Source organism: Aestuariibius violaceus, assembly GCF_040779325.2.
Classification (GTDB): Bacteria; Pseudomonadota; Alphaproteobacteria; order Rhodobacterales; family Rhodobacteraceae; genus Aestuariibius; species Aestuariibius violaceus.
Genome location: NZ_JBFONT020000001.1, coordinates 172,696 through 191,970 on the forward strand (window position 1 = coordinate 172,696; position 19,275 = coordinate 191,970).

Genomic DNA, 19,275 nt, shown 5'->3' on the forward strand with positions numbered 1-19,275 from the left:
TTCCCATGGGACCCACCTCACGCCATCCTGCCCTGACGGAAGGAAGGGAGAGGTCCATGGGTATCGTCGCGATATTTATCGCAGCCGTCGCCGGGTTCGCGGCAGGTGCCATCTGGTACAACGTGTTCTCCACGCAATGGATGGCCGATATCGGCGTCCCGATGAAAGAGGACGGCACGCCCGACATCACCCAGAGCCCGGCGCTTTATGCCAAGGGTTTTGTCTGCACCCTCGTCGTCGCCGCGATGATGGCGCATACCTTTTCGGGCAGCGGCGTCGAGACCTGGCATGCCGGGCTGATCGGGGGCTTTGGCATCGGCGCCTTCTTCATCGCGCCCTGGATCACGCTCAACGTGCTCTATTCGATGCGGCCGATCCGGCTGGCCATGATCGACGGCGGCTATGCCGCTGTTGCCTGCGGGGTGATGGGGCTGGTGCTGACGCTCTTCTGACGGGCCGCCGGTTCGCACCGCCGATCCGGCGTGTCAGGGGGTTTCGGCCGAGGCAGCGGGCGTCGCGGCCTCGTTCCTGGCTTCCTTGATCTGCGCCCGCCAGAAAACCGCCTTGAGAAGCCAAAACACCATCTCAGGCCGCGACCGCGACCGGAAGATGTTCTTCACGGCCTTTCTGAACCGTCGTCGCGCCCTGCGCAGTTCCAGTTCCGGCGGCTCGCCCTGGAGGCGCAACCTCTGCCACCTTGACCGGCCGATGCTGCGGGTTCGTCCGAGAACGCTGCCAATCGACATGTCCTCGGGTTCGATCAGGTGCCGGACGACCGCATCCGGCACGAAGAGGATGGGATGTCCGAGATCCCCGGCACGGGACGCAAAATGCGTATCCTCGCCGCCGGCACCCTCCTGACCGTAGTTCAGCCGCTCCGTATCGAACCTCAAGGCGCGCGCAGCCCCCCGGATCGCGAAATTCGCGCCCTTGACCTGCGAGGCGTCTATCGGCTGAACGCGGTCGTTGAAGCTGATCTTCGAACATCCGAACGCCCCGCCGTGATCGGCGATGTATTCCTGCCACCTGGCCGGTGTTGCCGACCAATTCGGGCGGACCTGACCGGCGAAGCACAGCGCCTCTGGATGATGTGTTCCGGCATCGAGATAGGCAGTCAACCAGTCCGGATCCCGTGTTGTGTCGTCATCCGTAAAGACGATGAGATCGCCCGCCGCGCGCTCCAGCGCTAGATTCAGGGCCAGGGACTTGCCGCGCCGCGGTTCCTGCAGGCGGATGACGTCGAACCTCTCGAACGGGCGCTGGAGGATTTCCCAGGTCCGGTCGGTGCTCGCGTTGTCGACCAGTATCAGCTGCGTCGGCGATGGCAGATCCAGCGCAGCAAGACTATCCAGCGTGTCCGGCAAGAGGCGCTCGCCATTGTGACTGCAGAGGATGATGCTGATCGTCCCCACGGCAGTTAACTATTCAAATGCATGTTCAGGCCTGGCAGTTGACGCACCCGCTTTCGAGAGAGGCGCAACCGGCATCGGGCCATCACGCCCATGAGGATGGAACGCCGCGCTTCTGCCGCGCATTCATACCGACCCACCGTTTGACCAACCGTTTGAGAAACCAAGGTAATTGCGCATCAACCGTGTTAACGTCCGTCTCGTGGGCCGCGCAGGCCCCTTCAGGGAGGACCTGCGCGGCCACTCTTTCGGCCTCACTAGTTGATCGGTGGGATCCTCACAAGCGGGCCATTCTTCACCTGCCTGTCAAGGATCCCGCTTCTCCGGCGCTTGAGAAGGCCGCCCCGTCCTGCCGCCTCACGCGCGGCGCGCGACGATGAAGCGGCTGGGCGGATTTGCCGGGTGATTGCCCGTCTCGATGATCTCGAAGCCCGCATGGAAGATCTCGCGCTCAAGCTCCCGGATCTTGGTGATCCGCACGTGGGGCGCCTGTCCGGCCAGCTGCATCAGCGGCAGGATCGCCCGCATCAGCGTGAGCTTCAGCGGAAAGCCCCGATCCGGCAGGCAGATCGTCTTCGAGATGAAGAGCCCGCCGGGCCTCAGAAGCCGCGAGATGCCGGCCAGCGCCCCCGGCAGATCGTCCAGAAGGTGCAGCAGGTTGAACGCCAGCACCGCGTCGTAGCGGCCACCGTCGAAGACGATGTCCTGCACCCCGCCGGTACGGACCGTCATATTGGTCAGCCCGGCCTCGTCCGCACGGGCCTGGGCGATCTTCGCCATCTCGCCCGACATGTCGGTCGCCACATACTCCCCGACCCCGGGGGCAAGATGCGCTGCCGTCATGCCGGTGCCGCAACCCAGTTCGAGCACCCGGTCATCGGCGCGCAGATGGCTTTGCGTCCGCTCAAGCGTGTATTTGTAGGCACGCATATCGGCGATCGGGCTCGTCGCGTAGCGCTGCGCCTTCCGGTCCCAGAAATCCATCGTATCGATCATCGTCTCTCTCCTTTCGTGGCCATCTAGACCATGCGCAGATCGAAGAGGAATTGCCGAAATCGGTACTTCGGATATACGGGGATGCATGAATTGGTCCGCCATCTCCTATGATTGGAACCAGGTCCGCGCCTTCCTCGCGACGGTGGAGGAGGGGTCGCTGTCGGCCGCGGCGCGCGCGCTGGGCCTGACCCAGCCGACGCTGGGGCGGCAGGTGACCGCGCTGGAAGACGCGCTGGGCGTGACGCTGTTCGAACGGGCGGGCCGGTCGTTGCAGCTGACGCGCGCCGGGCGGGACCTCTTGGACCACGTGCGGGCGATGGGGGATGCGGCGAGCCGGATCTCGCTCGCCGCCTCGGGCCAGTCGCAGGCGGTCGAAGGGCAGGTGCGGGTGACGGCGAGCGACGCGATGTCGGCCTATATCCTGCCCGAGGCGCTGCTGCGCCTGCGGGAGGTCGCGCCGCTGATCGAGATCGAGATCATCGCGGCTGACGATATCCGCGACCTGCTGCGCCGCGAGGCCGATATCGCGATCCGCCATGTCCGCCCCGAACAGCCCGACCTGATCGCGCGCCTCGTCGGCATGATGAAGGGGCGGTTCTACGCCGCGCCCGCCTATCTCGACCGGCGGGGCCGGCCTGCGGATCGGGCGGATCTGGCCGGGCATGACTGGATCGGGCTGAGCGACAATGCGCGGTACCGGGCCTTCCTCGCCGGGATCGGGATCGAGCTGACCGAGCGGAATTTCAGATGCGGATCAAGCAGCGGCATCGTCGCGTGGGAGATGGCGCAGGCGGGCCTTGGCATCGCCGTGATGTCCGAGGCGGTGGCGGCGAAGACCCCGGGGATCGAGCCGGTGCTGCCCGAGATGGACCCGATCGAATTCCCGGTCTGGCTGACCACCCACCGCGAGCTGCATACGAGCCGCAGGATCCGCATCGTCTTCGATCTTCTGGCAGAGTTCCTGGCCGAGGCCGCCTGACGCCGCCGCTTCCCTTCCCCGCGCCGCCGCCCCATATGGGGACCGGACGACAGGAGTTTTCTATGGCGAAAGACGAGTTTCCCGGCTGGCACGGCACGACGATCATCGGCGTGCGCAAGGGTGGCGAGGTGGTGATCGCGGGCGACGGGCAGGTCAGCCTGGGCGAGACGGTCATCAAGGGCACCGCGCGCAAGGTGCGGCGGCTGTCGCCCGGCGGGCACGACGTGGTCGCGGGCTTTGCCGGGTCGACGGCGGATGCGTTTACCCTGCTCGAGCGGCTGGAGACCAAGCTGGAGGCGCATCCGGGCCAGCTGCAGCGGGCCTCGGTCGAGTTGGCGAAGGACTGGCGGACGGACAAGTACCTGCAAAAGCTCGAGGCGATGCTGATCGTCACCGACGGCAAGACGCTGCTGGTGATCACCGGCGCGGGCGACGTGCTGGAGCCCGAGCACGACATCGCCGCCATCGGCTCTGGCGGGAACTACGCGCTGGCCGCCGCCCGCGGCCTGATCGGCAGCGACCGGTCGGCAGAACAGGTCGCGCGGGACGCGATGGCGATCGCCGCCGATATCTGCGTCTACACCAACGGCAACCTCACGGTCGAAGCGATCAAGGGATGATCGAAAAGGACGACCTGCGCGCCGCCGTCTCCGCCGGGGCGATCACCGAGGCGCAGGCGGCGCGGATTTTGACGCTGGCGGCGGAACGGCAGGGGCATCTGGCCGCTACCCGCCCGGATGAGGAGCCGTTCGAGCTGTTCAAAGGCTTCAACGAGATCTTCATCGTCGTGGGCCTTGTCATTCTCGCCGCCGGGTGGGTCGGCGTGTCGGCGGCGATCGGCTGGGTCGATGCGGGGACGGGGTTCTTCGACGTCCAGGGCTTCGTCGTCACCCGCAGCCTGATCGCGGCGGGGATCCTCTGGGCGCTGTCGGAATACTTCATCCGACGGCGGCGGATGGTGGCGCCCGCGATCACGCTGACGATCTTCTGGGCGCTGAACGCGGCGCTCGGCTTCACGGCCTCCTATGCGCAGCCCTTCATGGTGGCCCAGCAGGACTGGTCGAGCACGATCTTCCCGCTGGCGCTCGCCTCGGTCGCGCTGCTGATCTACTGGCTGCGCTTCCGGGTGCCGTTCGCGCTGGCGCTGGTGGCGGTGGGGCTGTTCATCCTGATGGTCGTGGCGCTGGCGGTGCAGGCGGGCGACCCCGGCGATCTGTCCGACCTGTTCCTGCTGTCGGCGGAGGGGCCCTTCGCGCTGGGCACGCTGCTGTTCGGCGTCGCGGTCTTTGCCGTCGCCATGTGGTTCGACATGTCCGACCCGCACCGGGTGACCCGCCGCGCCTCGAACGGGTTCTGGCTGCACATCGTGGCGGCCCCCGCCATCGTGAACACCATCGCGCTGACGCTCATCACCAGCGACGCGCCGGGCGCGCGCGGGCTGCTGATCGCCTTCCTCGCCCTGATCGCGCTGGTTGCCATCGTGATCGACCGCCGGTCGTTCCTGATCGCCGCCGTGGGTTACGTCGTAGCGCTCAGCACCCAGCTGGACGAGGGGATGGGCATCGCCATGACGATCCTGATCCTGGGCGTCGTGCTGCTGCTGCTCGGCGCCTTCTGGGAGAGGATCCGCGCCGCCCTGATGGCGCTCCTGCCGTTCCTGCCGAGGGGGAAGTTGCCGCCGGTGGGATGAAGGGTGGGTGCATTGAACATGGACTGAATACGCTGCAAGACGCGCCGGAATTATCCGTAAGCCAAATGGACCACAGCCATGCGAAACCTCCTCCTTTGCACCCTGCCCCTGCTGTTTCTCGGCCTCAAAGCGACCGGCGAAGACACGGCGTCGCACTCCGTGACAGTCGATATGACGACCGACGGCGGAGGCTTCTTCGATAGCGAAACCGCCCGTATCAACTTCATGGTTCTCAACGATTTTGAGCCGCATCAATCGGGAGCGGATATCGCGTATTTCACCTTCAACAATCAGGTCTTCTCGAGGGGAGAAGACGGATATGTCAGCGCCATATCGGAGACCATTCCGCTAGAGACGCGTGTCGACCTGGCCGGACGCGCGATCGATCTTCACCCGGACTGCACATGGGTCGGGTTCGATCCGGACTATCATCAGAAACATGCCGGTGACTTCCTAGAGACCGGTATGACGAGCGACATGAGCCGCATTCTGTTCGTTCAGGTGCAGTGCTAGGCTCCTGAGGTTTTGAGCGTTGCGACGGGCCGCCTGTCTCATAGCGCGACCGCTTCGGGACGGGCCTGGAGGGCGAGAACTGCGCCGTGATCGCTGCTGACGAACCTCGGGAGGGTTAGGGATCGCAATGATCCTGGGCGTCACGCCGCCGCTTCCCGACGCGTTCCGGGAGAGGAACCGCGCCGCCTGACGGCACTTCTGCCGTTTCTGCCGAGGGGGAGAGTGCTGCCGGTGGGGTGAGGGGACGGATGGATTTGGGGCTGCTAGATTGGATTGCTTCGGCTATTCGGGACACCTACATTAGAAGGGAGCTCAGGAGCCGAATAATTCTGTTTTGAGGTCCGGCGTAAGAACCCATTTTACCTTTTTCTCCTCCTAAGGAATAGGCCTAAGGCATAGATATATGAGAATTGTTTTCAAAATATTCTTTCTGATATTATTTATGTGCAATGCACATATCACATTGGCCACACCTCCGTCCGATGCAAGCTATATTGTGCAGCGGGTCTACGATTCTAGTGCACTGAGAGACTTAAGGTATGAATTGAAAAAGAGATTTGTTGATGTCTATTTCGAGCCGATCTCCGGATTTGGAGCAGAAATCACTGACCATGATCGGTTTGTTGATATAATCCCAGACGAGGATGTTGAGCCATATCTTGATCGTTTTTTGGCACAATCAGCTGTAAACCACTTCACAACCTACGGACCCGAAAAAATCGCATTGATAGCAGCGGTCTTACGAGCAGATGAAAGCATATCGGTAGGAGAAATTTTTTCGACAGAATACAGACGAAAGACTTCGAAAGCACTCGAAGAGGCCCGTGCAAGAACACGACCATCTGACTCGGATGATCCGCAGGTAATCGCGCTTGAAGAGTTGGTTGCACGGCTTCATGCGATAGATAAGCTATTTGATGACGATGGTGTTCCTGAACTGTTTCGGGGATCCTCGGCAGCCTTTGCCGACATCCGAACCCTCATCCGCTATCATCGGGAGATCAAAAGACTTCGTCGGGAGCTCAATAATCCCGTCACGATCAGAGTAGTAGAGGCAGATGGAATTCTTGAGTTCAGCAGCCTTGTTCAGCGGCAGAGTCTACTCCGACAGCTCTCAGATTCAGAAGATACAGGCGGCATTCAGTTCGTCAGACCGCCCACAACAAGCGTGGAATCAAGATAGGCGGAGTGACATATTTCAAGCTGAAGCTCGAAAGCTCGTCACCTTTAGTTGACGCCCGTGCCCTGCCTTCAGTTCTCATCCCTAAGCTCTCCCCGTTGCGTTTTCCGCTCACATGCCTATCTCTCGCGCACTCACTCTGACGAAAGCCCTCATGACCGACCTGACCCCCCGCGAGATCGTCTCGGAACTCGACCGTTTCATCATCGGCCAGAAGGACGCCAAGCGCGCCGTGGCCGTGGCCCTGCGCAATCGCTGGCGGCGTAAGCAGCTGGCGGATGACCTGCGGGACGAGGTCTATCCCAAGAACATCCTGATGATCGGCCCGACCGGTGTCGGCAAGACCGAGATCTCGCGCAGGCTGGCCAAGCTGGCGCACGCGCCTTTCGTCAAGGTCGAGGCGACCAAGTTCACCGAGGTCGGCTATGTCGGCCGGGATGTGGAGCAGATCGTGCGCGATCTGGTGGATGCGGCGCTCTTGCAGACCCGCGAGCGGATGCGGGAAGACGTCAAGGCCAAGGCCCACCGCGCCGCCGAGGAACGGGTGATCGACGCCATCGCGGGCGATCAGGCGCGCGAGGGCACGCGCGAGATGTTCCGCAAGAAGCTGAAAACGGGGGAGCTGGACGACACGGTGATCGAGCTTGAGGTCGCCGATACCTCGAACCCGATGCAGGGGTTGGAACTACCAGGCCAGCCCGGGCAGGTCGGCATGATGAATATCGGCGATCTCTTCGGGAAGGCGTTCCAGCGGACGGTGAAGAAGAAGCTGACGGTCGCGGCAAGCTACGAGGTGCTGATCTCGGAGGAGGCCGACAAGCTGCTGGACGACGAGACGGTGACGCGCGCCGCGATGGAAGCGGTGGAGCAGAACGGCATCGTCTTCATCGACGAGATCGACAAGGTCGCCGCCCGGACCGATGTGCGCGGCGGCGACGTCTCCCGCGAAGGCGTCCAGCGCGACCTGCTGCCCCTGATCGAGGGCACGACGGTCTCGACCAAGCACGGGCCGGTCAAGACGGACCATATCCTCTTCATCGCCTCTGGCGCCTTCCACATCGCGAAACCGTCCGACCTGCTGCCCGAACTGCAGGGCCGCCTGCCGATCCGGGTGGAGCTGCGCGCGCTGACCGAAGAGGATTTCGTGCGCATCCTGACCGAGACGGACAACGCCCTGACCCTGCAATACACCGCGCTCATGGCGACCGAGGATCTGACCGTCAGCTTCACCGAAGAGGGCATCGCCGCGCTCGCCCGGATCGCGGCGGAGGTGAACGAGGCGGTCGAGAATATCGGCGCGCGGCGGCTCTATACCGTGCTGGAGCGGGTGTTCGAGGATCTGTCCTTCAACGCGCCCGAGAAATCCGGCGAGACGGTTCAGATCGACGCGGCCTTTGTCGAGGAACATTTGGGCGAACTTTCGCGCTCCACCGATCTGAGCCGCTACGTGCTGTAACTTCGCTGGACAGGCGCGGCGCGGCGCCTTATCGGTCGGGTGAGAAAACTAAACCGATCGGTTCATGCGCTGGCTCGTCCTCCTTGTTTGTTTGCTGTCCGCCTGCGCCCCGCGCGGTGCGCTGGTGCCTGCCGCCATCGCCCCGACCGAGGTGACGCGGGATGTCTACATCGCGACGACCCGCGTCCTGACGACGCCGCTGGAGGCGGGCCCGACGCGGTCGCTGAACCTGTCCTATGCGCGTGTGAAGCTCGCCTTCCCCGAGAACCGGAACCCGGGCGATCTGGGCACGCCCGGCCGCCGGCCGGACCCGACATCCGATATCGTCGCCGTCGAAAGCGAACGGCTCGCCGATGGGCAGGCCTTCCAGGCGCGGGTGGCCCGCGCCTTGCAGGCGCTGCCGCGCGGGCAGCGGGATGCGGTCATCTACATCCACGGCTACAACAACACCTATGGCGAAGGCGTCCTGCGCGTCGCGCAGCTGACCGAAGACATCAACGCCAACGTCGTCTCGCTGCACTATGCCTGGCCCAGCCAGGCCAATCCGCTGGGCTACGGCCGCGACCGCGAAAGCGCGCTTTTCGCCCGCGACGGGCTGGAGCGGATGATCCGCGAGGTGCGCCAGGCCGGGGCGGACAGCCTGATGCTCGTCGCCCATTCGCTTGGCTCGCATGTCGTCGTTGAAACGCTGCGTCAGATCGACATCGCCCAGCCGGGAGAAGCGGATGCGCTGGTCGACGAGGTGGTGCTGTTTTCGCCGGACATCGACCCGGAGGTCTTCGTCTCGCAGCTGAGGCGGTTCCGGACGGTGCCCGAACCCTTCGTCATCTTCGCCTCCGAACGCGACAGGGCGCTGCGCCTGTCCGCGCGGCTCAACGGGTCTGGGCGGCGGCTGGGGAATATCCCGGATATTCAGACGCTTGCCGCCTTTCCGGTGACGGTTGTCGACGTGACGAGCTTCAGCCGCGGTGTCGGCCATTTCGTGCCGGGCGACTCGGAGGTGCTGCTGCAGCTCTTCGCCAATGCCGAGCGGGTCGATCAGGCCTTCGCCGGCGAGGGGGCGGGACGCCCGGGCCTTTTGCCCGGCACGGTGCTGACCATTCAGAATGCGACGGAAATCATCCTGACACCTGTGCAATCGCTGAACTGAGTGGCATTCACACAGGTTTTCTGCGATTTGCAGGCAACTCCCCTGGGATCGTCATGGTTTGGGTCCATGAGATACCCCAGCAGATCGAGGATTGAGCCATGCCGGAAACCGAAAAAACCGCTGGCGCCGGACGCGCCATCATCGCCACAGCCGCCCGTCTTCTGGGACTATCAAAGAGCCCATCGAAACCTGTAATGCCCAAACCGGCGGCACCGAAGGCCAAGCCGGCAGAGAGCGCGCCTGCGGCGACCAAGGCTGCGGCTGCCAAAACCACGCCCGGCCCGGCCAGGGCGGAAGCCGGGACGACCGCGCCGACGGCAACGGCGGCAAAGGCCGCCCCTCGCGCCGCCAGGACCGACACCCCGACGGCCGCTCCCAAAGCGACGCCGGCTGCCCCGAAGGCCGAAGCGAGCCCGGCCAAGACCCAGACGACAAAGGCTGCGCCGAAGGCGGCAGAGGCCAAGAGCGCTCCGAAATCTCCCACGGCTAAGGCGGCACCGGCCGCTGCAAAGGCAGAGCCCGCGAAAGCGGCCCCCGGCCCGGCCAAGGCCGAGGCGCCAAAGACCGCGCCCAAGGCCAGACAGACGGCCACCAAGGCCGAAAAGGTCGTGACCCCCCCGAGCCCCGCAAAGACCGAGACCGCGAAAGCCGCACCGAAGGCCGAACCGGCGAAAAGCGCGTCCAGCCCCACCGCCAAGGCACCGGCTCCGAAAGCTGCGCCGACAGCAAAGCAGACGACCCCGAAGGCGGCAGAGAGCAAGAGCGGCCCCAGCCCGGCCAAGCCGGCCACCGCAAAGGCCGCCACCGCCAAACCGGCATCTGCCAGCACCACCAAGGCCGCGGCAACCAAGGCAGCCCCGGCCAAGGCAGATGCGCCGGCGAAGCCCGCACCCCGGTCACGCGCAAAGCCGAAGACGACGCCGAAGGCCTGAGGCTCATTCTCGGTAATCCTTCCTGACGAAGGCATCGCCCGACCCTGAGGGCGTCGCGACAGCGCGGCTTCGAGAGGTAGCGCAATCCTTCGGGCGGCTGCGCTAACTGAAACCTCGCAAAATTGCCCGCCGGGCGGGACATCTGGGCGACGTAGTACGAGGTGCCCAAGCGTTTGGAGGATCAGCCCGTCTTCGCCGCCGCGCGCTGCCTCTGCCGGTCGCGGTAGCGCGCCTTGTCCGCCTCGCTGGTCTCCCCCGCACAGCGGTGGCATGAGACGCCTTCCTCGTAATCGGGATGGCTCAGATCCTCGGGCGTGAGCGGCCTGCGGCAGCCATGGCAGAGCGTGTGGTCCGTGGGCTCGACCCCGTGGCCGACCGCCACCCGCTCGTCAAAAACGAAGCAGCCGCCGTGCCAGCGGCTTTCGGCCTCGGGCACCTTCTCCAGATAGGCCAGGATGCCACCGTCGAGATGCACCACATCCTCGACCCCCTGGCCGACAAGAAAGCTCGTCGATTTCTCGCAGCGGATCCCGCCCGTGCAGAACATCGCGACGCGCTTGCCCGCGAAGTGCTCCGCATTCTCCTCCCACCAGCGGGGGAAGGCACCGAAACTGACCGTCCGCGGGTCGATGGCGCCGTCGAACGACCCGATCGCCACCTCGTAATCGTTGCGGGTATCGATGACGACCGTGTCGGGATCGTCAAGCACCGCGTTCCACGCCTCCGGCGCGATCCGGCGGCCCACCGCTGCATTCGGGTCGACCTCGGGCCGGCCCATCGTCACGATCTCTTTCTTCAGCCGAACCTTCAGCCGCCCGAACGGCATTTTGTCCGCCCGGCTCTCCTTCCAGGTCAGCGCCTCGCAGCCCGGGATCTGACGCAGGAGCGCCATGGCCTGCATCAGCGCGTCGTGCTCGGCGGCGAGCGTTCCGTTGATCCCCTCCGGCGCCACCAGCAGCGTCCCCCGCACGCCCAGCGGGCACAGCGCCGCGGCCAGCTGCGTTTTAAGCGCGCCCGGCGCGTCTATGGGGGTAAAACGGTAGAAGGCGGCGACAGAGATCATCGCCGGGCGTCCTAGCGCCATTTGCAGAGGTTTCAAAGGTCGGTATGGAGAGACCGAAGGAGAACCTGCCCATGACCGACACCTTGATCGTCGTCGACGTCCAGAACGATTTCTGCCCCGGCGGTGCGCTGGCCGTACCCGACGGTGACGCCGTCGTCGCCCCGATCAACGCCGAGATGTCAAAGGCGCAGGCGGTCATCCTGACCCAGGACTGGCACCCGGCCGACCACCAATCCTTTGCCTCAAACCACACAGGCAAGACCCCCTACGACACGGTCGAGATGCCCTATGGCCCGCAGATCCTCTGGCCCGACCATTGCCTGATCGGGTCGGACGGCGCGGCGTTTCACAAAGGCCTCGACACCGCCCGCGCCGATCTCATCGTCCGCAAGGGATTCCGGCCAGAGATCGACAGCTACTCCGCCTTCTTCGAAAACGACCGCGAGACGCCGACGGGCCTGCACGGCTACCTCCAGACGCGCGGCCTGACGACGCTGACCCTCGCGGGCCTCGCCTTCGATTTCTGCGTCCTCTACTCCGCGCTCGACGCGGCCAAGCTGGGCTACGATGTCACCGTGCTGGACACAGCCTGCCGGGCGATCGACCTCGACGGCTCCGAAGCCGCGGCGCGGGACGCGATGCGGGAGGCCGGCGTCCGGATCGCCTGAGCGAGGCTCAATCGTTGACGATCTGCCGGGAATAGCGCCGCAGCAGCAAAAGCCCGAAGAACAGACAGATAAGCGACACGGACATCACGTAAAGCGGCGAAATGTAGTCGCCCGAATAGGTCGGGTAGATGCCTGTCCGCACCTGCCCCACCACATGGACCAGCGGGTTGAACCACAGGTAATCCTGCAGCGGCTGCGGCACGACCTCGAACAGGAAGAAGATGCAGGAGATGATGAAGAGCGGCCGCGTCAGAATACCCCAAAGCCGCTCCCACCCGGGAAACATCGACATCAGGAAACAGTTCAGCGTCCCGATCCCGACCGCCAGCATGAGAGCCATCCCGATGCCAAGGATGACCGCAACGGGATCGATGATCATGTTGAGATTGAAGATCACGATGATCGAGGTGAGGACGATCATGAAGACGGCGACCTGCGTCAGCGCGTTCAGAAGGAAGCGCGCCAGCAGGGCATCGGCAAAGGTCACCCGCGGGTAGAAGAGCAGCGGCTTGGAAAACCGAATCGCCGTCGCGACCTTCTGGCTCACATGCAGGTACATCAGAAACGGCAGCATCCCCGAGGCGTAGAAGATCGGAAAATTCGTGCCGATCGGCGGCGACCGAAACGCGAACGAGAAGGCCAGCGTCAGCAGAACAATCCCGGCCGCCGGCTCCAGCACCGCCCAGAGATAGCCGAACGCCGACCGGCCATAGGTCGTCGACATCTCCCGCAGCATCAGCGCGGGAACGGTCCGCAGGCTCCCCAGCGCCAGAGGGGCCGGGCGGGGCCTTTGCGGGGCGGAAAGAGGCTGTGTCGTCATGGCGGGATATTGGTCTTTCCCGTTCCGGTTTGCTAGACATAACCAGAGGATGCATAAGAACGCGTTAGGCGGAGCAGATGGCACAGGAACTCAAAGACGACGGCGACCGGCCGCTCAAGGCCGTCCCCTCGGCCACTGACGCGCCGGCCGCGGCCCAGTCGGCGAAGATCGCCGCGGTCACACCGGGCGCCGCCCCCCGGGTTGATGCCCCTTCGCCCGAGGATCCGGGGACGCCCAAAGCCCCTGCGCCGCGCGCAAAGCCGACCCAGCGCATCGCCCCGCGGGCCCGGATGCGCCCGCGGCATTACGGGCTTGTCGCGATGTTCTTCCTCTGCGTGGGCCTGCCTGCGGCCGCGACGACCTACTACCTCTACTGGATCGCCAAGGACCAGTACGCCTCCCATGTCGGCTTTGCCGTCCGGACCGAGGATGTCAGCTCACCCATCGAACTCCTGGGCGGCATCACGGAACTGTCCGGCAGCTCGTCGTCGGATACCGACATCCTTTACGAATTCATCCAAAGCCAGGCGATGGTCCGCACGATCGACGAAAAGCTCGATCTGCGCCGGATTTACGTACTGGAAGACGATCCGGTCTTCTCGCTCGCCCCCGGCGCCAGCATCGAGGCTCTGACCGATTACTGGCGGCGGATGGTCAAGGTCTTCTACGATTCCGCCGGCGGCCTGATCGAGATCCGAGTGACGGCCTTCACGCCCGAAGACGCGAACGCGGTCTCCACCGCGATCTATGAAGAGAGCAGCCGCATGATCAACGCGCTCTCGGCGTCGGCGCGGGCCGACGCAACGCGCTACGCGAACGAAGAGCTCGAGCGCGCGGTCGAGCGCCGCAAGGAAGCGCAGCAGGCGATGACGGCCTTTCGCATCCGCACCCAGATCGTCGACCCCACGACCGACGCGGAAGGGCGGACAGGCCTTCTGGCGAGCCTCGAGGCCGAGCTTGCGCGGGCCCGCATCGACCTCGACCTTCTGCTGACGACGACAAGCAGCCCGGGCGACCCTCGGATCGGACAGGCCCGGAGGCTGGTCGAGGTGATCGAGGCGCGTATCCAGGCCGAAAAGGATCAGCTGAGCGCCTCGGGAAACGGGGATACCGAGGCCTATTCGATGCTGGTCAGCGAATACGAATCGCTCGCCGTCGATCAGGAATTCGCCCAGCAAAGCTACGTCACCGCACTTGCCGCCTACGACGCGGCCCGCGCCGAGGCGCAGCGGCAGACACGGTATCTGACCTCCTACATTCCTCCGACACTCGCCGAGACCTCGCAATTCCCCAAACGCGGTCTGCTGCTCAGCCTCGTGATCGGCGGCGCGCTTGTCAGCTGGGCGATCCTGATGCTGGTCTTCTACTCCCTGCGCGACCGCAAGTGAGGCGGGCCGCCCGATGATCGCCCTCCGCGACCTTAGCAAGACCTACGTGCTGAACGGCAAACGCAAGATCGTGGCCGACAGGATCAACGCCGTCTTCCCGACGGGCAGCGTCGTGGGCCTTTTGGGGCGCAACGGGGCGGGCAAGTCGAGCCTTCTGCGGATGATCGCAGGCACGATGGGCTACGATTCCGGCGAGATCCAGACGGACGGGACGGTTTCGTGGCCGGTGGGATTTTCCGGCAGCTTTCACGCCGATCTGACCGGATCGCAGAATGTGCGCTTCATCGCCCGCATCTACGGCGTCGACAGCGACGCGCTGACCGCATCGGTGCGCGACTTCGCAGAGCTCGGGCAGCATTTCAACCTGCCCGTGCGCAGCTATTCGTCGGGGATGCGGTCGCGGCTGGCCTTCGGCACCTCGATGGGCATCGCCTTCGACACCTACCTCGTGGACGAGGTCACCGCGGTCGGCGACGCCGCCTTCCGCGAGAAAAGCGAAAAGGTCTTCACCGAACGGATGCAGGACAGCGGGGCGATCATCGTCTCCCATTCCCTCCCCCAGATCCGGCGCCTCTGTGAAAGTGTCGCGGTGATCGAAAACGGGCAGCTGCATCTCTATGACGATGTGGAGGACGGGATCCGCCACCATGAAGAGCTGATGCATGTGGGGCCGTCCGCCCCCGCGGCGCCTGCAGCCGCCGCCGCCAAGTAACCGCTAGATCCGCCCCAGCGCCACCGCCAGCCAAAGCGCTGCGTTGCCCGCCCGCGTCTGCCGGTAGAGGCCCAGTTCCCGCAACAGCCGCATCCGGTTCCGCAAGGGCGCCTGCCGCATCTCGGCGAACCGATCGACCAGCGCCGCGTTCTCGGGGGTCAGCACCTCGGGGATCGCCTGCAAGGCGGCAAGGTTCAGATCGGTCCACGCCCGGTACCGCCCGCTCAACAGGATCCCGGCCCGGGCCAGCCGCGCCTGCATCCCCGCATGGGCGCCCATCGCGTTCCCCCCATGCTGACGGTAGAGCACGCCCGGCTCCTCCTCCCGCACGATCCGCGCGCCTGCGCCAGAAAGGACGAGATAGGTCCACCAGTCATGGATGAAAACGGTCTCGGTCGCCTGCGCGGCCGCCCGCAGCAAGGCGGCCCCGGCCGGGTTCAGCAACACCGTGCAGCCGGTCACAACGTTCTGGACCAGCGCATTGCGGAACGCCAAAGGCCGCGTCGTGCGCAGCGTCCGCCCCACGACGCTCAGCCCCTCATCCGCGATCGCGACCGAACTGCAGTGAAGCGCCGGTTCGTCGCCCGGTCCCAGCGCCGCCACCCCGCGCGCCAGCTTTTCGGGCAGCCAGGCGTCGTCCTGATCCGAAAACGCGATCCAACCGGGCGCCTCGGGCAGCCCCTTGACCAGTGACAGGAAATTCGCCGCCGCCCCCTGCCGCGGCCCGTCGCGCAGCGTCATCCGCGCGCCCCAGCCCTCCAACAGCTCCCGCGTCCCGTCGGTCGAGCCGTCATCGCTCGCCACCACCGACCACGCCTCATGGGTCTGGGCCTGAAAGCTCGCCAATTGCTCGGGCAGCCAGCGCGCCCCCTGATAGGTCGCCAGCAGGATCGTGACGTGCGGCGTGCTCATCCCGCCTCGACGATCGCCCTCAGATAGCGGCCATAGGCGTTCTTGCTGTACCGCTCGGCCAGATCCATCAGCGCCGCCCGGTCGATCCAACCCCGGCCATAGGCGATCTCCTCGGGGCAGCCGGTCTGAAGTCCCTGCCGGTTCTCCAAGGTACGCACGAAGTTCCCGGCATCCAGAAGGCTCCCATGCGTTCCGGTATCCAGCCACGCATAACCCCGCCCCATCAGCCGCGTCGCAAGCAGTCCTTCTTCCATGTAAAGCGTCAGAAGCGAGGTGATCTCCAGCTCCCCCCGCTCCGACGGCTCGACCGCCCGCGCCCGCTCCGGTGCGGTCCCGTCGAGGAAGTAGAGCCCCGTCACCGCATAATTCGATGGCGGCACCGCGGGCTTCTCGATGATCTCCTGCACCTTGCCGTCCCCATCGAAGGCGACCACGCCGTAGCGTTCGGGATCGGCGACGCGATAGCCGAACACGGTCGCGCCGTGTCCCTGCACGTCCGCCTCCTCCAGCAATTCCGGCAGGCCGTGGCCGAAAAAGATGTTGTCGCCCAGCACCATCGCCGACGGCGCACCATCCAGAAACGCCTCGGCCAGGATGTAGGCCTGCGCGAGGCCATCTGGGCTCGGCTGCACGATATAGGTGAGGCTCAGCCCCCACTGGCCGCCATCGCCCAGAAGCCGCTGGAACTGCTCCTGATCCTCGGGCGTCGTGATAACCGCAATCTCGCGGATCCCCGCCAGCATCAGGACAGACAGCGGATAATAGACCATCGGCTTGTCGTAGATCGGCAGCAGCTGCTTGGAGACGCCCATCGTGATCGGATAGAGCCGCGTACCGGAGCCCCCCGCCAGAATGATCCCCTTGCGCGTCATTTCAGCTCCTCCAGAACCCGGCCCAGCGCCGCCCGCCAATCGGGTCGGGCGATCCCGAACGCGGCCTCTGTCGCGCTGCAATCGAGGCGGGAGTTCAGGGGCCGCGCCGCGGGCGTCGGATACTCCGCGCTCGGGATCTCCTCGACCTGCGTGTCCATCCCGGCAACCGCAAAGATCTCCCGCGCGAACCCGGCCCAGCTTGTGTCCGGTGCGCCCGAGAAATGATAGGTGCCGGTCTTCTCCGGCGCCTCCCGCAATTGCCCGGCGATCTCGATACAGGCCGCCGCGATGGCGTCCGCCGGGGTCGGCCCGCCGATCTGGTCGGCCACGACCCGAAGCAGCGGCCGGTCGGCGCCGACCCGCAGCATCGTCTTCACGAAGTTCGCTCCGGTGGCCGAAAACACCCAGGAGGTGCGCAAGATCGCATGGGTCCCGCCCGCTTCGCGCAGCGCGACCTCGCCCGCCAGCTTGGTCCGCCCGTAAGCGCCCAGCGGCGACACCGGCGCATCCGGCGCCCAGGGCGCCGCCCCGCTGCCGTCAAACACGTAATCGGTCGAGATATGAACCAGCGGGATCCCCCGCTCTGCCGCCACCCGGGCCAGCGCACCGACGCTGTCGGCATTGATCCGCTGCGCCTCCGCCGCGTTTTCCTCCGCCGCATCGACGGCGGTATAGGCGGCGGCGTTGACGAAAGCGTCGGCCTCAAGCCCTCGCGCCACCTCGGCCACACCCGCCGGATCACCGAAATCCGCGCTCTCGCGCCCGTGGCACTCCGCCCCCAACGCGGCCAGCGCCCGCGCCACCTGCCCGGACCTGCCGAAGGCGACGACCTTCACGAGGCGATCTTCCCAAGCCGCTCGCCTACGCCCTCGCGGTCCTGCAGCTTGCGCCACCACTCCTCATTATCGAGATACCAGCGCACCGTCCGCTCAAGCCCCTCTTCGGGCGTGACCGAGGGGCGCCAGCCCAGCTCCGCCCCGATGCGGGAGGCGTCGATAGCATAGCGGGCATCATGCCCCGGCCGGTCCTCGACGAACGTGATCAGCCGGCCATGGGGGGCACCGTCAGGCCGCAGCTGGTCGAGGATACCGCAGATCATCCGCACCAGATCGATATTGCGCAGCTCTGCATCGCCGCCGATCGCGTAGGTCCGCCCCGGCACGCCCTTGTCGATCACCGTCAAAAGCGCCTCGGCGTGATCCTCGACATACAGCCAATCCCGCACGTTCTCCCCTTGGCCGTAGACCGGGATCGGCTCGCCCGCCAGCGCGCGCAGGATCACCACGGGGATCAGCTTTTCGGGGAAGTGGTAGGGCCCGTAATTGTTCGAACAATTGGTCGTCAGAACCGGCAGGTCGTAAGTCTCTCCCCACGCCCGCACCAGATGGTCCGACGCGGCTTTCGACGCGGAATAGGGAGAATTCGGCGCATAAGCCGTCTCTTCATCGAACTTGCCCTCGGCGCCCAGCGATCCGAAGACCTCGTCGGTCGAGATGTGATGGAACCGGAACCCCTCCGGCTTGCCGCGAGCGGTCCAGTGGGCCCGCGCCGCTTCGAGCATCGTGAAGGTGCCCAAGACATTGGTGTCCACAAAGGGCGACGGATCGTCGATCGACCGGTCCACATGGCTTTCCGCGGCGAGGTTCATCACCACATCCGGCTGGTGCGTCTCGAAGATCGCATCGACCGCCGCCCGGTCGCGGATATCCGCCTTCTCGAACACATGCAGCGGGCTGCCCGTCACCGGAGCCAGATTTTCCAGGTTCGCCGCATAGGTCAGCGCGTCCAGCGTCACCACCCGCCGCCCTTGCGACACCGCCAGCCGCACCACGGCAGAGCCGATGAACCCCGCCCCGCCGGTCACGAGGATCGTCATGCGCCCCCTCCATAGCTGAAGACCCGTTCCACCTCGCCCAGCGCTGGCGCGGCGGCATCCTTGTCCGACAAAAGCGCCTCGCCCGTCCACGGCCAGTCGATGCCGATCTCCGGATCGTCCCAACGGATGCCCCGGTCACTTTCCGGTGCATAGAAATCCGAGCACTTGTAGACGATCTCGGTGTCTTCCTCGAGCGTCACGAACCCGTGGGCGAACCCCTCGGGCACCAGCAACTGCAGACCGTTCTCGAAGCTCAGTTCATACCCGACCCAATGCCCGAAGGTGGGCGATCCGTCCCGGATGTCGACGGCCACGTCATAAAGCCGCCCGCGCCCGCAGCGCACCAGCTTGGCCTGCGCGTGCGGCGGCGCCTGGTAATGCAGACCCCGCACCGTGCCTGCCTTGGCCGACAGCGAATGGTTGTCCTGCACGAAGGCGATCTCGATGCCGTTCTCGGCCATCACCCGTGCATTCCAGCTTTCCGAGAAAAACCCGCGCACATCCCCGAACCGCCGCGGTTCGAGCAACAGAACACCTTCCAGGGCTGTCTTTTCGACCCGCATGGATCACTCCACATCATGTCTCGCGGACTGCCGCCAACCTCTCATAGGCTGACCACGTTTTCTATGATCATCTTCTGCGTGTAACGGCAAGACCGG

Annotated in this window: 21 protein-coding genes; 11 read left to right on the plus strand and 10 right to left on the minus strand. The window is 65.3% G+C overall.

Annotated features, from left to right (window positions below; translation table 11 throughout):
* Nucleotides 1-56: 56 nt before the first annotated feature.
* Nucleotides 57-452 (plus strand): DUF1761 domain-containing protein, encoded by a 396-nt coding sequence (locus AADZ90_RS00865; RefSeq protein WP_367311360.1) that lies wholly within the window; start codon nucleotides 57-59, stop codon nucleotides 450-452.
* 33 nt (nucleotides 453-485) lie between these two features.
* Here AADZ90_RS00865 and AADZ90_RS00870 read toward each other — a convergent pair whose 3' ends face one another.
* A complete protein-coding gene (locus tag AADZ90_RS00870) occupies nucleotides 486-1,412 on the minus strand; it encodes a glycosyltransferase family 2 protein (protein WP_367311359.1) in 927 nt (308 codons plus the stop codon).
* A 354-nt stretch (nucleotides 1,413-1,766) separates the two neighbouring features.
* Entirely contained in the window at nucleotides 1,767-2,405 is a 639-nt protein-coding gene (locus tag AADZ90_RS00875) for a class I SAM-dependent methyltransferase (RefSeq protein WP_367311358.1), read from the minus strand.
* An 85-nt stretch (nucleotides 2,406-2,490) separates the two neighbouring features.
* Here AADZ90_RS00875 and AADZ90_RS00880 point away from each other — a divergent pair, with 85 nt between their 5' ends.
* The 7 genes from AADZ90_RS00880 to AADZ90_RS00910 all read left to right on the plus strand — a co-directional run bounded on the left by AADZ90_RS00880 (nucleotide 2,491) and on the right by AADZ90_RS00910 (nucleotide 9,373).
* Nucleotides 2,491-3,384: a LysR family transcriptional regulator gene (locus AADZ90_RS00880; protein WP_367311357.1), complete on the plus strand. Its 894-nt coding sequence runs from the start codon at nucleotides 2,491-2,493 to the stop codon at nucleotides 3,382-3,384.
* A 62-nt stretch (nucleotides 3,385-3,446) separates the two neighbouring features.
* Nucleotides 3,447-4,004 (plus strand): ATP-dependent protease subunit HslV, encoded by a 558-nt coding sequence (hslV, locus tag AADZ90_RS00885; RefSeq protein ID WP_367311356.1) that lies wholly within the window; start codon nucleotides 3,447-3,449, stop codon nucleotides 4,002-4,004.
* Nucleotides 4,001-5,074, plus strand: a complete 1,074-nt coding sequence (locus AADZ90_RS00890) for a hypothetical protein (protein WP_367311355.1) — start codon at nucleotides 4,001-4,003, stop codon at nucleotides 5,072-5,074. The genes hslV and AADZ90_RS00890 overlap by 4 nt, the downstream gene beginning before the upstream one ends.
* Before the next feature lie 78 nt (nucleotides 5,075-5,152).
* Nucleotides 5,153-5,587 carry a hypothetical protein gene (locus AADZ90_RS00895; RefSeq protein ID WP_367311354.1) on the plus strand — a complete coding sequence of 145 codons (435 nt, stop codon included), beginning with the start codon at nucleotides 5,153-5,155 and terminating at the stop codon, nucleotides 5,585-5,587.
* A gap of 403 nt (nucleotides 5,588-5,990) precedes the next feature.
* Nucleotides 5,991-6,770: a hypothetical protein gene (locus AADZ90_RS00900; RefSeq protein ID WP_367311353.1), complete on the plus strand. Its 780-nt coding sequence runs from the start codon at nucleotides 5,991-5,993 to the stop codon at nucleotides 6,768-6,770.
* A gap of 151 nt (nucleotides 6,771-6,921) precedes the next feature.
* Entirely contained in the window at nucleotides 6,922-8,223 is a 1,302-nt protein-coding gene (hslU, locus tag AADZ90_RS00905; RefSeq protein ID WP_367311352.1) for an ATP-dependent protease ATPase subunit HslU, read from the plus strand.
* A gap of 64 nt (nucleotides 8,224-8,287) precedes the next feature.
* Nucleotides 8,288-9,373: an alpha/beta hydrolase gene (locus tag AADZ90_RS00910; protein ID WP_367311351.1), complete on the plus strand. Its 1,086-nt coding sequence runs from the start codon at nucleotides 8,288-8,290 to the stop codon at nucleotides 9,371-9,373.
* A 7-nt stretch (nucleotides 9,374-9,380) separates the two neighbouring features.
* On the opposite strand, the gene AADZ90_RS00915 is transcribed toward AADZ90_RS00910, so the two are convergent.
* Nucleotides 9,381-10,340 (minus strand): hypothetical protein, encoded by a 960-nt coding sequence (locus AADZ90_RS00915; RefSeq protein WP_367311350.1) that lies wholly within the window; start codon nucleotides 10,338-10,340, stop codon nucleotides 9,381-9,383.
* Between the two features lie 146 nt (nucleotides 10,341-10,486).
* Entirely contained in the window at nucleotides 10,487-11,368 is an 882-nt protein-coding gene (gene trhO / locus AADZ90_RS00920; RefSeq protein ID WP_367311349.1) for an oxygen-dependent tRNA uridine(34) hydroxylase TrhO, read from the minus strand.
* Between the two features lie 71 nt (nucleotides 11,369-11,439).
* Here trhO and pncA point away from each other — a divergent pair, with 71 nt between their 5' ends.
* Entirely contained in the window at nucleotides 11,440-12,036 is a 597-nt protein-coding gene (pncA, locus tag AADZ90_RS00925; protein WP_367311348.1) for a bifunctional nicotinamidase/pyrazinamidase, read from the plus strand.
* A gap of 7 nt (nucleotides 12,037-12,043) precedes the next feature.
* Here the strand turns inward: pncA and AADZ90_RS00930 are convergent, their stop codons facing one another.
* The gene (locus tag AADZ90_RS00930; protein ID WP_367311347.1) at nucleotides 12,044-12,856 is read right to left on the minus strand and encodes an ABC transporter permease; all 813 of its coding nucleotides are present in this window, start codon (nucleotides 12,854-12,856) and stop codon (nucleotides 12,044-12,046) included.
* 77 nt (nucleotides 12,857-12,933) lie between these two features.
* On the opposite strand from AADZ90_RS00930, the gene AADZ90_RS00935 reads away from it, so the two are divergent.
* Both AADZ90_RS00935 and AADZ90_RS00940 read left to right on the plus strand, forming a co-directional pair.
* Nucleotides 12,934-14,244 carry a KpsE/RkpR family capsule polysaccharide export protein gene (locus AADZ90_RS00935; RefSeq protein WP_367311346.1) on the plus strand — a complete coding sequence of 437 codons (1,311 nt, stop codon included), beginning with the start codon at nucleotides 12,934-12,936 and terminating at the stop codon, nucleotides 14,242-14,244.
* A 13-nt stretch (nucleotides 14,245-14,257) separates the two neighbouring features.
* A complete protein-coding gene (locus AADZ90_RS00940; RefSeq protein ID WP_367311345.1) occupies nucleotides 14,258-14,956 on the plus strand; it encodes an ABC transporter ATP-binding protein in 699 nt (232 codons plus the stop codon).
* Between the two features lie 3 nt (nucleotides 14,957-14,959).
* Here AADZ90_RS00940 and AADZ90_RS00945 read toward each other — a convergent pair whose 3' ends face one another.
* The 5 genes from AADZ90_RS00945 to rfbC are packed head-to-tail and all read right to left on the minus strand — an operon-like array spanning nucleotide 14,960 to nucleotide 19,179.
* Entirely contained in the window at nucleotides 14,960-15,868 is a 909-nt protein-coding gene (locus AADZ90_RS00945) for a glycosyltransferase (protein WP_367311344.1), read from the minus strand.
* Nucleotides 15,865-16,740 (minus strand): glucose-1-phosphate thymidylyltransferase RfbA, encoded by an 876-nt coding sequence (rfbA, locus tag AADZ90_RS00950; RefSeq protein WP_367311343.1) that lies wholly within the window; start codon nucleotides 16,738-16,740, stop codon nucleotides 15,865-15,867. Before rfbA ends, AADZ90_RS00945 begins: the two co-directional genes overlap by 4 nt.
* Nucleotides 16,737-17,576, minus strand: a complete 840-nt coding sequence (rfbD, locus tag AADZ90_RS00955; protein ID WP_367311342.1) for a dTDP-4-dehydrorhamnose reductase — start codon at nucleotides 17,574-17,576, stop codon at nucleotides 16,737-16,739. The genes rfbA and rfbD overlap by 4 nt, the downstream gene beginning before the upstream one ends.
* The gene (gene rfbB, locus AADZ90_RS00960; RefSeq protein ID WP_367311341.1) at nucleotides 17,573-18,616 is read right to left on the minus strand and encodes a dTDP-glucose 4,6-dehydratase; all 1,044 of its coding nucleotides are present in this window, start codon (nucleotides 18,614-18,616) and stop codon (nucleotides 17,573-17,575) included. The genes rfbD and rfbB overlap by 4 nt, the downstream gene beginning before the upstream one ends.
* Nucleotides 18,613-19,179, minus strand: a complete 567-nt coding sequence (rfbC, locus tag AADZ90_RS00965; protein ID WP_367311340.1) for a dTDP-4-dehydrorhamnose 3,5-epimerase — start codon at nucleotides 19,177-19,179, stop codon at nucleotides 18,613-18,615. Before rfbC ends, rfbB begins: the two co-directional genes overlap by 4 nt.
* Between the last annotated feature and the right edge of the window lie 96 nt (nucleotides 19,180-19,275).

Bases quoted from the DNA above. Each gene is read 5' to 3' on its own strand.
- AADZ90_RS00865 (WP_367311360.1), top strand. From the start codon at position 57: ATGGGTATCGTCGCGATATTTATCGCAGCCGTCGCCGGGTTCGCGGCA.
- AADZ90_RS00875 (WP_367311358.1), bottom strand. From the start codon at position 2,405: ATGATCGATACGATGGATTTCTGGGACCGGAAGGCGCAGCGCTACGCG.
- AADZ90_RS00880 (WP_367311357.1), top strand. From the start codon at position 2,491: ATGAATTGGTCCGCCATCTCCTATGATTGGAACCAGGTCCGCGCCTTC.
- hslV (WP_367311356.1), top strand. From the start codon at position 3,447: ATGGCGAAAGACGAGTTTCCCGGCTGGCACGGCACGACGATCATCGGC.
- AADZ90_RS00890 (WP_367311355.1), top strand. From the start codon at position 4,001: ATGATCGAAAAGGACGACCTGCGCGCCGCCGTCTCCGCCGGGGCGATC.
- AADZ90_RS00895 (WP_367311354.1), top strand. From the start codon at position 5,153: ATGCGAAACCTCCTCCTTTGCACCCTGCCCCTGCTGTTTCTCGGCCTC.
- AADZ90_RS00900 (WP_367311353.1), top strand. From the start codon at position 5,991: ATGAGAATTGTTTTCAAAATATTCTTTCTGATATTATTTATGTGCAAT.
- hslU (WP_367311352.1), top strand. From the start codon at position 6,922: ATGACCGACCTGACCCCCCGCGAGATCGTCTCGGAACTCGACCGTTTC.
- AADZ90_RS00910 (WP_367311351.1), top strand. From the start codon at position 8,288: ATGCGCTGGCTCGTCCTCCTTGTTTGTTTGCTGTCCGCCTGCGCCCCG.
- AADZ90_RS00915 (WP_367311350.1), bottom strand. From the start codon at position 10,340: ATGCCTTCGTCAGGAAGGATTACCGAGAATGAGCCTCAGGCCTTCGGC.
- trhO (WP_367311349.1), bottom strand. From the start codon at position 11,368: ATGATCTCTGTCGCCGCCTTCTACCGTTTTACCCCCATAGACGCGCCG.
- pncA (WP_367311348.1), top strand. From the start codon at position 11,440: ATGACCGACACCTTGATCGTCGTCGACGTCCAGAACGATTTCTGCCCC.
- AADZ90_RS00930 (WP_367311347.1), bottom strand. From the start codon at position 12,856: ATGACGACACAGCCTCTTTCCGCCCCGCAAAGGCCCCGCCCGGCCCCT.
- AADZ90_RS00935 (WP_367311346.1), top strand. From the start codon at position 12,934: ATGGCACAGGAACTCAAAGACGACGGCGACCGGCCGCTCAAGGCCGTC.
- AADZ90_RS00940 (WP_367311345.1), top strand. From the start codon at position 14,258: ATGATCGCCCTCCGCGACCTTAGCAAGACCTACGTGCTGAACGGCAAA.
- AADZ90_RS00945 (WP_367311344.1), bottom strand. From the start codon at position 15,868: ATGAGCACGCCGCACGTCACGATCCTGCTGGCGACCTATCAGGGGGCG.
- rfbA (WP_367311343.1), bottom strand. From the start codon at position 16,740: ATGACGCGCAAGGGGATCATTCTGGCGGGGGGCTCCGGTACGCGGCTC.
- rfbB (WP_367311341.1), bottom strand. From the start codon at position 18,616: ATGACGATCCTCGTGACCGGCGGGGCGGGGTTCATCGGCTCTGCCGTG.
- rfbC (WP_367311340.1), bottom strand. From the start codon at position 19,179: ATGCGGGTCGAAAAGACAGCCCTGGAAGGTGTTCTGTTGCTCGAACCG.